The 11,648-nt window shown below is 68.0% G+C and carries 11 protein-coding genes; 7 read left to right on the top strand and 4 right to left on the bottom strand.

Annotated elements, in window-relative coordinates; all coding sequences use genetic code 11:
* Positions 1 to 83 precede the first annotated feature (83 nt).
* On the top strand, positions 84 to 479 hold the full coding sequence (locus OO015_RS12295; RefSeq protein WP_265941562.1) for a hypothetical protein: 396 nt from the start codon (positions 84 to 86) through the stop codon (positions 477 to 479).
* Positions 480 to 482: 3 nt separating this feature from the next.
* Positions 483 to 998 carry an NUDIX domain-containing protein gene (locus OO015_RS12290; RefSeq protein WP_265941561.1) on the top strand — a complete coding sequence of 172 codons (516 nt, stop codon included), beginning with the start codon at positions 483 to 485 and terminating at the stop codon, positions 996 to 998.
* 276 nt (positions 999 to 1,274) lie between these two features.
* Here OO015_RS12290 and OO015_RS12285 read toward each other — a convergent pair whose 3' ends face one another.
* The 3 genes from OO015_RS12285 to OO015_RS12275 are packed head-to-tail and all read right to left on the bottom strand — an operon-like array spanning position 1,275 to position 4,530.
* Positions 1,275 to 2,690, bottom strand: a complete 1,416-nt coding sequence (locus tag OO015_RS12285) for an extracellular solute-binding protein (protein ID WP_265941560.1) — start codon at positions 2,688 to 2,690, stop codon at positions 1,275 to 1,277.
* A 42-nt stretch (positions 2,691 to 2,732) separates the two neighbouring features.
* Positions 2,733 to 3,575, bottom strand: coding sequence for a carbohydrate ABC transporter permease (locus tag OO015_RS12280; protein ID WP_265941559.1), 843 nt, complete (start codon positions 3,573 to 3,575; stop codon positions 2,733 to 2,735).
* A complete protein-coding gene (locus OO015_RS12275) occupies positions 3,568 to 4,530 on the bottom strand; it encodes a carbohydrate ABC transporter permease (protein ID WP_265941558.1) in 963 nt (320 codons plus the stop codon). The genes OO015_RS12280 and OO015_RS12275 overlap by 8 nt, the downstream gene beginning before the upstream one ends.
* A 202-nt stretch (positions 4,531 to 4,732) precedes the next feature.
* Between OO015_RS12275 and OO015_RS12270 the strand changes: the two genes are divergently transcribed.
* From OO015_RS12270 to menH, 5 genes are all read left to right on the top strand, one after another.
* A complete protein-coding gene (locus tag OO015_RS12270) occupies positions 4,733 to 5,599 on the top strand; it encodes a glycerophosphodiester phosphodiesterase (protein WP_265941557.1) in 867 nt (288 codons plus the stop codon).
* Between the two features lie 175 nt (positions 5,600 to 5,774).
* Positions 5,775 to 6,428, top strand: a complete 654-nt coding sequence (locus OO015_RS12265; protein WP_265941556.1) for a TetR/AcrR family transcriptional regulator — start codon at positions 5,775 to 5,777, stop codon at positions 6,426 to 6,428.
* Complete coding sequence (locus OO015_RS12260; RefSeq protein WP_265941555.1) at positions 6,425 to 7,798, top strand: isochorismate synthase; 1,374 nt, start codon at positions 6,425 to 6,427, stop codon at positions 7,796 to 7,798. The genes OO015_RS12265 and OO015_RS12260 overlap by 4 nt, the downstream gene beginning before the upstream one ends.
* Positions 7,799 to 7,802: 4 nt before the next feature.
* Positions 7,803 to 9,548 (top strand): 2-succinyl-5-enolpyruvyl-6-hydroxy-3-cyclohexene-1-carboxylic-acid synthase, encoded by a 1,746-nt coding sequence (gene menD, locus OO015_RS12255; RefSeq protein ID WP_265941554.1) that lies wholly within the window; start codon positions 7,803 to 7,805, stop codon positions 9,546 to 9,548.
* Positions 9,549 to 9,550: 2 nt separating this feature from the next.
* Positions 9,551 to 10,384, top strand: coding sequence for a 2-succinyl-6-hydroxy-2,4-cyclohexadiene-1-carboxylate synthase (gene menH / locus OO015_RS12250; RefSeq protein ID WP_265941553.1), 834 nt, complete (start codon positions 9,551 to 9,553; stop codon positions 10,382 to 10,384).
* 404 nt (positions 10,385 to 10,788) lie between these two features.
* Here menH and OO015_RS12245 read toward each other — a convergent pair whose 3' ends face one another.
* Entirely contained in the window at positions 10,789 to 11,634 is an 846-nt protein-coding gene (locus OO015_RS12245; RefSeq protein ID WP_265941552.1) for an alpha/beta fold hydrolase, read from the bottom strand.
* Positions 11,635 to 11,648: the final 14 nt, after the last annotated feature.

Below are 11,648 nucleotides of genomic sequence, written 5' to 3'. Positions count from 1 at the left end.
TTTCCCCCTTCCCGAGCACCGGTCTGGGTGATATGCTCCGGGCACGAGGCGTGAGCAGCCCGTCGGGTGTCTGGACGGGGAGTATGGCTGGAGAGATCGAGACTTGGGACGGGACCCCGGAGCACGAGGATCTGGCATGGCTCACCGAGCCACCGCTGTACTGGATCGTCACCCATAGCGAGCCCTTGCCACCGATCCCTGGCCTAGCCTATCTCGCGACGAACTCGTACGCGGACTCGGCGTGCGACGAGACGCTCGTTGCCACACCGGACGAACCAGGGCTGATCGACTTGCTGCGACTGGCTCCGGGTGTCCGGGCGGTCGTGCCAGGCTATCTCCGGTACTTCTTCCAGGACGATGCCGTGATCGCGGTCGTGAACGGCACGGCGATCACCTGGTTCGATTCGGTCGACGAGGCGCTGCGCTGGGATCCCTTCGCCGAGCCGGATACGACCCTGCCGCCCGGACCGACTTCCTAGGCGATGTCCGCCCCGTATGCACTGGCAGCTTTCACGGTGACCTTTCTCTTCGCCGGCGACTCCTGCCTCCTGCTCGAGCGGAGTCGCGACCGGACCCGGTTTCCCGGGCAGTGGACCGGTATCGGCGGCCGGGTCGAGCCGCACGAGCTGGCTGGCCTGGCCGCTGCGGCTCGTCGCGAAGCCGGCGAGGAAACAGGTCTCCCGGACGATGCCTTGCCACCGCTCGTCCTCCGCCGAGTCGTCCTCCAGCACCGTCCGGGAAGCTCGGAGCTCACGCTGCTCCTCTACTTCACCGGGGAACTCCCGCAGCCAGTGGTGCCACCGCCGGGTCGCGAAGGCACCTTCCACTGGGTCACGACCGCCGAGCTGTCCCGGCTCCCCTTGATCGACAACGCTCGGATCGTCCTGCCACTGCTCGTGGCCGACCGGAGGCATGACCCAGCCGGACACGGACCGGTCCGGCTCGGTGTGGCTCGCTGCGCCCCCGACGGGACGGTCGTCGAGATCGTCTGGAGCTGAGTTCCGAGAGCGGCAGGCTGCGCCCACCCGGTGCCTGCCAGGCTCGTCGGGCCTGGCCAGACAGGCGAGCGAGACGACGACCGCTGTGCCACCCGACCGCGCTGCGCGGCGATCGACGTCCCGCCGAGCGGTGCGCTCGTTCGGGGCATCGATCAGCGCGCGGGCCACCTCGCTACACCGCTGTCGTGCTGGTGCGGAACGAAGCAGCCAGCCCCTGCAGCGGAGCAGGAGCCGGCGCTCCATTCGGGCGGTCTCCGGCACGGTTCGGGGCGCCGCTCAGCCCTCGCGGCGCTCGAGCTGCTCGACGACCGGCCGCGCTTCGCGCTCGAGTGTTCGCGCAACCTCGGCGAAGACGGCCGCCGGGTCTTCCTGCTGAACCGTCACCCGTTCCAGCCCCTTGCCGATGATCTGGTCGCCGTTCGGGATCCAGACGCGCGCGGCGTCCTGCTGCCGCGTCTTCGGCAGCTGATCGACCGCGGTCTTGAAGTTGGGATTCTGCTGGTAGAACTGCTGCATCTCCTGGCTGGCGATCGCCGACTTGCGGACCGGCATGTAGCCGGTGTTCTGCGACCACCACATCGTGTTCTCGGGTGACGTCGCGAACGCCAGGTACCTGAAGGCCGCTTCCTGGACTTCCTTCGGCTTGTTCTTGAGAATGGCGAGCCCTGCGCCCCCGGTGCAGCAGCCGAAGCCGTTCGGGCCTTCGGGCAGGAACGCTGTTCCCACTGGGAAACTCGCTGAGTTGGTGATGCCACGGAGCGACGCGGTCGACGCCATCATCGCCGCTGCAGCCCCATTGACGAAGTCCGCGACGATATCCTTCGAACTGACCGCCCAGCCGTCACGCACCGACGACAGGTAGAACCGTCCAGCCTCGACCGCTGGTTCCTCATGAATCCGGATCGTGAAGTCCGGATCCGAGTACCGTCCACCCCACTGCCAGACGACGGGTTGGAAGAGCCAGGCGATGTACGAGGCCGCACCCGGGTGGGCAAAGCTATAGCGCGTCGTGTTGCCACTCTCTTTCTTGACGAGCTTGGCAGTCCACTCGACGAACTCGTCCCACGTCGCCGGGCCGCGGTCCGGGAGTCCAGCCTCTTGCCAGACCTGCTTGTTGTAGTAGAAGAGCGGTGTCGACCGGGCGAACGGCACCCAGTAGATGACCCCCTTGCGGGTCCCTTCTTCGATCAGCGGATCGACGTAGTCACTCGTGTCGATCTGGTGCGTGGCGAAGAGCTCGTTCAAGGGAAGCAAGACGTCGTTGAGGTAGAACTTGAACCACCAGACGTCCGAGAGCAGCACGATGTCCGGTGTCGTGCCTGCGGCGAGAGCCTGAGTCAGTTTCTGTGCTGTCTCCTCGTAGTTTCCTTGGTACTGGTACTCGACTTCGACGTCGTTCTGGGACTCGTTGAACCGCTTGACCATCCCTTGTTCAGCCTCGCCCAGATTCCCGCTGAACGAACCCCAGTAGACCACTTTGACCTTGGAGCCGGGGTTCTGGACGACTGCTGGGGCCGTCGGGCTCGCGGTCGACCCGCTCACCGGCGCAGCAGTCGGGCTGGCCGCCGAACTCCCGGTCGCTGGGGCTGCCGTCGGCGTCGGCTCGCTCTGCCCACAGGCCGCGAGGAGCGCCATGCCCGAGAGTCCACCGAGCGCGAGGACCAGTTGCCGCCGTGTCAGACTGCGTGTCATCCGATCCCTCCTCCATGCACCGACCAGCCTCGATACCGTCGTTCATCCCTTCAGCGCGCCACCTCCGATCCCCTTGACGATCCACCGCTGGGCGACCACGTAGACGAGCAACATGGGAGCGAGCGCCATCACCGTGCCCGCCAGGATCGGGCCCCAGTTCTGGACACCTTCGACCTGGTAGAGGTAGGCCACGCCGATGGGGACAGTGCGCCACTCCAACCGGTTGGTGGCCACGAGGGGCCAGAGAAAGTCGTTCCAGTGCGAGACGAGGTAGATCACCAGGAAGGTCACGATCACCGGTCGCGACAGCGGCACGACCACATGGCGTAAGAGCCCGAGGTGCCCGCACCCGTCGAGCCGTGCCGCGTCGAGGAGGTCACGCGGGAGCGTCAGGAAGTGCTGCCGGAACAGGAAGACGCCGAACGCCACTGCCGCCACGGGGACGATCAGTCCCTGGTAGGTATCGATCCAGCCCAGGCGGGCGATCGTGAGATAGTTCGGCAACAGCGTCACCGTTTGCGGAACGAGCAGCGCTGCCACCGTGACTGCGAAGACGATGCCCTTCCCGCGCGCCTTCACGAACACCAGCGCGTAGGCCGAGAAGAGCGCGAAGACGAGTTCGATCGTGACGGCACCGAGCGTCGTGACGATACTGTTCAGGAAAAAGCGCCCGAACGGCACTGCCTCCCACGCTGCCACGAAGTTGCTCCACTGCGGATCGCGTGGGATCCAGACCGGCGGGAAGGTGTAGATCTCCCGGTTCGTCTTGAGGGCGCCGGTCGCCACCCAGTACAGCGGCAGTGCCATGACGACCACCACGAGCCACACCAGCGCTGCCAGCCCGAGCCGCGCCAGCGCCCGGCGCCAACCGCGTCGCCTAGTCATAGGAGACCCTCCGTTCCCCGAGACGCACCTGGAGGAGGCTGATGACAGCGAGGAGCGCGAAGAGCAGCACCGAGGCCGCCGCTGCGCGCCCCGCATCGAAGGCCACGAACCCCTGCTCCCAGATGGAGAAGAGCAGCGTCGTGGTCGCGTTCACTGGGCCACCGTCGGTCAGTACTTTGATGAGGTCGAAAGCCTGGAAAGAGGCGATCGTCGAGACCACGACGAGAAAGAGCGTGATCGGCCCGAGCTGCGGCAGCGTCACCGCCCGGAACCGGGCGAGCGCGCCAGCGCCGTCGACCGTCGCCGCTTCGTAGAGTTCCTGCGGGATCCGCTGCAGTCCGGCCAGGTAGACGATCGTCGCGAAACCGACGTTCTTCCAGATGGAGACGAGGATCACCGCCACCATCGCCAGCTGCGGATGGTTCAGCCAGTCCGGTGAGACGGTCCCGAGCCAGCTCGCGACCTGCCCGACGACACCGAAGCGCGGGTTGAGCATGTTGACCCAGAAGACCGCGACCGCCGCACCGCTCAGCACGTAGGGCACGAAGACGAAGCCACGCGCCACCGCGATACCGCGCAGCGGCTGGTCAAGGAGCAGCGCGAACACCAGCCCGAGCGCCATCGTGCCGCCGACGGTACCGACCGTGAACACGACGGTATTGCGCAGGACTTCGTGGAACTCGCGATCGGTCAGGAGAAATCGATAGTTCTCGAGTCCGACGAAGACCTTCACCGGACTGATCAGGTCCCACTGCATGAAGCTCAGGTAGCCGCTGTAGACGAGCGGCCAGTAGGTGAAGACGGCGAGCAAGAGCAAGTTGGGTGCGACGAACAGGACGAAGAGCGGCCAGTCGCCGAACGCTCGCCGGAGGAACGCGACACGCGCCAGGGTACCTAGCCGGGCGCGCGTACTCGCCCGCCGCTCGCTCTCGAGAACGTCGACCGTCCGCACCATCGTCCTCTCCCTCACGGCACCTCGACCACCGTCCGCTTCCGTCATACCCGCCTGCACCGAGCGACGTGTTGCGAGGCTGTTGCATTCGACACGACCACACCCCAGCCGCAACCGCGCTGTAACGGATCGGCAACGAACGACCAGCTTCTGCGAACGAAACTCATGGAGAGGAACGCGCCGCACGCAGGAAGGGAGCCGATCGATGAACAGAGTTGTCCACCACCCGTTCTTCCGCCGCTGGCCGCGCAGACCGTGGATCATCGCCCACCGCGGTGCTTCCGGGCTGGTACCGGAGAACACGCTGACCGCCTTCGTCCTCGCCGCCGAACAGGGCGCCGATTTCGTCGAGCTCGATCTCCGGATCACCCGCGACGGACACCTGGTCGTCTGCCACGACGCGACGCTCGAGCGGACGACCGATGGCCGCGGCTTCGTCCACGAGCACACGCTCGCCGAGCTCCAGCGACTGGACGCTGGCTACGCCTTCACCCTCGACCGTGGTGTCACCTATCCGTTCCGCGGCTTGGGACTGCGCATCCCGTCTTTCGAGGAAGTCATCGCCGCCCTACCCAGTCACATCGGCATCGACGCTGAGGTGAAGTCGGCCCCCTGGGATCCAGCCGACCGGCGACGTGGGCAAGCTATCGCGGAGCGACTGGTCGCGCTCGTCCGCGCACGCCCCGAACTCCGCGAGCGTCTCCTGATCTCCTCGTTCGACACCGCCGTCCTGGATACGGTCCGGGCACGTGACCCGGAACTTCCCGTCGGGCTGTGCACGATCCCGCTCGCACCCCTGCCCGAACAGCTCCGGTCGACGATCGAGTGCGGCTATGACGCCTTCCACCCGATGGACGTGGGATTCGACGAGCACGGCGCGGCGGTCGTCGCTTCGGCCTATCTGGCTGGGCTGGTCGTCAACGTGTGGACCGTCGATGCACCGGATCGGGCCGTGGAACTGGCTGCACTCGGCGTCGACGGTATCATCACCGACTACCCGGAAGCGACGCGCCAGGCGATCGAGCGCGCGCTCAATAGACAGCGCCCGACCGGCCTCGCAACGACGCGGTGAAGCGACCGCACAACCCGTCCGCCAGGAACTCGCCGCGTGGCTCACCGCGTCCGAGCCCAGCGGTAGCGCCCAGGCCTCACCAGCCGGTAGCTTCCCAGTCAGCCGCCTCCACGCGCGGTCAGTTCGTGCTACACTGCAATCCGACTGACGCGTCGGTCGGATTCGGGAGGGCCAGATGCCCGAGGCGACCAACCGAGTGGCAGAGGAGCCGGTCCTGCAGGCACGCGCTCGCGAGCGTCGCGAGCGGATCCTCGACGCAGCGCTCGAGGTCTTCACCCGGCGCGGCTATCGCGAGGCGACGATGGACGAGGTCGCTGAAGCGGCAGCCACCTCTAAAGGCGGCGTCTACTTCCACTTCCCCGGCAAGGAGCAGCTCTTCCTGGCGCTCCTCGAGCGGAGCGCCGACCTCTTGCTCCAACGCACCGCCGACGCGCTCGCCCAGGCAGCCGATCCTGCTGCCAAGCTGGATACCGCGCTCGCGGTCGTGCTCAGGCTCTTCAGTACACACCGGGCCCTCGCGCGGCTCTTCCTGGTCGAGGCGCTCGCCGCGGGCCCCGCTATCCAGCGTGCGCTCGTCGATATCCGCCGTCGCTTCGCCGCGCTCATCGCGCGCGAGCTCGCCGCGGCGCGCGACGCAGGCGTCATCGGACCGCACGATCCCGACCTGGCAGCGACCGCCTGCTTCGGTGCGCTCTACGAGGTGGTCACCCAGTGGGTGCTGAGTGGACACCCATCGGACCTCGAACAGGCAGCGCCGGAACTTCGCCGGCTCCTCCGGCGCATGCTCGATCTGCCGGTTCCCGAGCGAGAGGGCGACACACCGCGATGAGCCGTCACGTCCTCCGTACCGCGTTCGCAGACCTCTGGGCCGTCGCCGAACGTCGCGCCGCAGCAGCTGGCCAGCCGATCCTGCTGAGCTGGTCGGAGCCGCGCGAGCTGCTCGACCCGATCGCGCTGTTCGCCCGGTCCGACGAGACGATCCGCCTGCTCTGCTACGTCCCGCAGGACGACACGGCGATCGTGGGGCTCGGCGGTTGCCGTTTGCCGATCGCGGTCGACTCCGCAGCCGGAACGATGCCGGAGCGGCTTGCCCGCGTCTGGCGTACCGCGGCAGCGGAAGCCCTCCAGGAAGGACCGCTGGCCCCGCTCGTCTTCGCTGGTTGGGCTTTCGACCCCCACCAACACGATGACGCTGCCGACTGGGCATCGTTCGGTGCCGCCCAGCTCCTCGTGCCACGCTTCGTGTACCGGCAACAGGGGACGCTCGCCTTCCAAGCGATGCAGGCGGTCGTCCGTCCGGGCGAGACAGCGCCACCGTCTCTGCCAGCCTGTCCCCCGCTCGAACCGCCGGTTTCGCGGGCCGAGCGACCCCGCCGTGTCACGCGGCGTGACCTCGTTACCCCGGACGACTGGCAACGGATGCTCCGATCGGCACTCCGCGCGATCGACCACGGCACGCTCCAGAAAGTCGTCCTGGCGCGCGCGGTCGAACTCGTTGCCGACCGCCCCTTCGACCCAGAGGGCGCTCTCCGGTCACTCGCCGAGCGCTACCCGACCTGTACGCTGTTCGCAGTCGCTGTGGGGCCGTCTATCTTCCTCGGGGCGACTCCGGAACGGCTGGCGCGCGTGACCGCTGGCACAGTGACGACGGTCGCCCTGGCCGGATCCATCCCACGCGGAGTGGATGCGGCGAGCGATCGGGCGACAGTCGCTGCCCTGCGCGCGAGCGCGAAGGACCGGTCGGAGCACGAGCTCGTCGTGCAGGCGATCGAGCAGGCACTCGCACCGCTCTGCACCCGCCTCTCCGTGCCCGAGACGCCGACAGTGCTTTCCATGGCGAACGTCCATCATCTGGCCACGCCGATCGTCGGGGTGCTCCGTGACGGGCTCGGTGTCCTCGACGTCGCAGCGCGCCTGCATCCGACCCCGGCCGTCGGCGGGACACCTCGGGAAGCAGCGCTCGCCTTCATCCGTGGGCACGAACCGGTACCGCGCGGCTGGTACGCCGGAGCACTCGGCTGGGTCGCGGCATCGGGCGACGGTGAACTGGTCGTGGCACTCCGCTCCGGACTGCTCCGTGGGACGACCGCTCGGCTCTACGCCGGCTGTGGGATCGTGGCTGGATCCGACCCGCTCACCGAATGGGCCGAAGCCGAGGCAAAGCTCCGGCCGATGCTCGAGGCACTCACGGGAAGCTGAGACCATGGAGTACCACGAAGCACTCGGCGTCGCTGTGACCGCCTTCGTGCAGGCGCTGGCCAGTGCCGGGATCCGCCACGCGTGCTTCGCTCCTGGATCGCGCTCGACCCCGATCGTTCTGGCCCTCGCTCGCGAGCCACGTATTCGACTCTGGGATCATCTCGACGAGCGCGCGATGGGTTACTTCGCCCTGGGGCTCGCCCGCGCACTCAACGAGCCGGTCGCGGTGGTAACGACGTCGGGCACCGCGGCAGCCAACCTGCTGCCAGCGGTCGTCGAGGCCAATCTCAGCCAGGTACCGCTCGTCGTCCTCACGGCCGACCGGCCGCCGGAACTCCGCGACGTCGGCGCACCGCAGACGATCGACCAGCTGCGGCTCTACGGCACGCACGTCAAGTGGTTCAGCGACGTCCCCCTGCCCGATGGGACACCGCTCGTCCAGCGTGCTGCCAGGACATCGGCCCTCCGGGCTGTCGCGCTCGCCCGCGCCTTCCCGCCTGGGCCGGTGCACCTCAACCTACCTTATCGGGAGCCGCTCGTCCCGCGCTTTTCGGACGACCCGGTCGATGCCGCGGGCATGGTCGTGCTCGGCACGGTCGAGCCCGACGAGCGGGACCTCCGCCCGCTGGCAGCGCTCCTGGCCAGCCATCGGCGCGGGGTCATCGTCGCCGGGCCACAGTCCGATCCCAAGCTGGGTGCACCGCTCGTCGATCTGGCCACCCACCTCGGTTACCCGACCCTGGCTGACCCGCTCTCGCAGGTGCGAGCTGGCCCGCACCGGCGCGAACTCGTCCTCGATGCCTACGACGCTGTCCTGCGCGAGCCAGCAGCTGTCGCTGCGCTGCGGCCGGAACTCGTCCTGCGCGTCGGTGCGCTCCCGACCTCGAAGTCGCTCCAGCTCGCTCTCGAAGCCTGGGCCGATGCCGTCCACGTCCTCCTGGCACCGGGCAACTGGCCGGATCCGAGCCACCAGGCTCGCTGGATCGTGCAGGGGCAGACCGTACCGATCGTCCAGCGACTCCTCTCGCTCATCAGGACCGAGCCGGTGCAGCCTGAGCCGGAATGGGCTGCCTACTGGCGGCAGCTCGACCGCATCGCCCGCACGTCGCTCGCTGCCGCTCTCGCGCAGCTCACCGAACCGTTCGAAGGGCGTGTCTTCGCCGAACTGGCCGATCTGCTTCCCGACGGGACGGCGCTCATCGCCGGTAACAGCATGCCGGTCCGTGACTTGGACAGCTTCTTCCCCAGTACCGATCGCCGGATCCGGTTCTTCGCCAACCGCGGTGCCAACGGGATCGACGGCGTGACCTCGACCGCTTTCGGCATCGCAGCCGGACACGCTGGCCCGACCGTGCTCGTCACTGGTGACCTTTCCTTTTATCACGACCTGACTGGCTTGCTGGCAGCACGCCGCCACCGGCTCCGCGCCACGATCGTGCTCGTGAACAACGATGGCGGTGGGATCTTCTCGTTCCTACCCCAGGCACGGGAGGTACCGGAGCTGTTCGAGTTCCTCTTTGGCACCCCGCACGGACTCGACTTCCGGCACGCCAGCGCCCTCTTCGGTCTCACCCATACGCAACCGGCCGATTGGCCGGCTTTCCGCTCGACGCTCGCGGCGGCACTCGCAGCACACGGCGTGACCGTCATCGAACTCCGCACGGATAGGCAGCACAATGCCGAGCTGCACCAGCGTCTCTGGGAAGAAGCCCGCGCTGCCGTGCGGGCCGCCCTCCGGGAGGGACGCTGACGGTGCGTGGTACCTGGACGAAGCAGCGACTGCCCGACGTCCGCGGCGTCCGGTATCGGGTGCGGCTGGCCGGGCAGGGTCGACCCCTCCTGCTCCTGCACGGCTTCGCCGGTTCCAGCCTCCTCTGGACGCCGCTCGTCCCCGCGCTGCTCGCGCGCGGCTGGCAAGTCATCGCACCGGACCTCCTGGGACACGGCGGGAGCGAAGCGCCGGCCGACCCTGCCCGCTACACCGCGAGCGAACAGGTCGCCGATCTCGCTACGCTGCTCGATGCGCTGGACGTGACGACCTGCACCGTCGCTGGCTACTCGATGGGCGGTCGACTCGCTCTCCAGTTCGCCGTCCGGCATCCCGCACGCGTCACCGCGCTCGTCCTCGAGAGCGCATCGCCTGGCCTGCTCGATCTCGCCGAACGAACGGCCCGTCGGCAGGCTGACGAGACACTCGCTCAGGCGATCGAGCAGCGTGGAATCGACTGGTTCGCCGACTACTGGGACAACCTGCCGCTCTTCGCCAGCCGCCGCGCGCTCCCGGACGACCGTCTGGCTCTCCTGCGTTCACAGTGGCTCGCCCAGCGCCCCCACGGGCTCGCTGCCGCGCTCCGCGGTTTCGGGACCGGCACCATGCCACCGCTCTGGGATCAGCTTCACGAGCTTGACCAGCCGACACTCGTCATCGTGGGAGCGCTCGATGCCAAGTACGTGGCGATCGGTCGCGCGATGACGGAGCGGATACCGCGAAGCCGCCTTGTCGTCGTGCCGGACACCGGGCACACCGTGCACCTCGAACGTCCGGACGCCTGGCTCGCAGCCCTCGATACGCTCCCGGTCCTTTGACCGCTCACTGGCTACCAACAGCGAATGACCTCACCCTGCATCGGCAGGATTACCAGCCCCGCACCCTGCCACCCAATAGGTCACGAGACACGAGCGCGAACGCGCGCTGGCGCCCGAGAGGGGCGGCGTCCAGTGACCCGGTCGCCCAATTCGCTGGGCTCGCCTGGACGAAGACTGTCTCGCCCGCTCCTGCCAGGCACGATACGGAAGGCCGCACCTGCCGGGAGCACTGCGATGCGACAGCCGTACCAGCAGGGGACGGCCCGACCCTCCGACGGACCGTTCGCGATCGGCAAGCAGATCCGTGCTGCGGGCTCCCAGGTCCTCGCCCTGTGCCGGACTACGCCGATGCGACTGGACGGTTCTTCGAGGGAACGATCGCCACGCTGCGTCTCGTCCTCCGCTCAGCCGCCTGGCTGTTCCAGTCCGAGATTCTCGCCAGCGACCGGGCGCTCGAGCCGATTGAGGAAATCGAGCACGACTGCGACGAACGCTTCGGGGCAATCCCGGTGGATCGCATGGCCGCAACCGGGAAATCGGACACGAAAACCCTGCTGGAGCTGGGCGAGTGCCCGCTCCGCTGTCTCGTCGTCCAGCACCCCACCGGCAGCGAGGTCGGCCTGTACGATGAGCGTCGGCTGGGTGATACGTGCGAGGAGTTCGAGCGGCTCCGGTTGTCGGCCCTCGTCGAGCAGCGCCAGAATCGGCCCGTCCGCAGTGCTGCACAGCCAGAGCGCGCTCCGTTGCCACTCCTCGGGCGACCCATCCGGATCGAGTTCGCGCGCGAGCTCGTAGGCCGCTTCGATCCCAGCCCGCTTGGCCACGAGCAGCGCCTCCAGCCAGAGGCGCGTTCCTTCGTTCGGCGGCGCGAGCGGCGGGTCTTCCAGGACCAGCGCGCGGACGAGTTCTGGTCGCTCGGCAGCCAGCACCACGGCAACCAGCGCTCCCAGGGAAAAACCGATCGCGACGACCGGTTCGGTCAGTCGCAGGCGCGCGAGCAAACGCACCGCATCGTCGGCATAGTCGCGCAGGGCATAACTACCGGCTGGCTGCGAACTTCGTCCGTGCCCACGCAGATCGAAGGCGATCACTCGGAAACGCTCGGCGAGCGCGGGAACGACCGGTTGCCAGGTTTCCCAGCGATCGTAGAGACCGTGGATCAACAGCACGGGCGGCGCCTCTGCTGGCCCTGCCTCGGCGACCCAGAGCCAGAGGTCACCCAGCGCTTCCACGTGCTCGCGGATCTCCATGCCCGTCGTTCCTC

This window comes from Thermomicrobium sp. 4228-Ro, assembly GCF_026241205.1.
In the GTDB taxonomy this organism is placed as follows: domain Bacteria; phylum Chloroflexota; class Chloroflexia; order Thermomicrobiales; family Thermomicrobiaceae; genus Thermomicrobium.
The sequence above is the reverse complement of the archived record's forward strand: the minus strand, read 5'-3'. Positions and strand labels throughout refer to the sequence as shown.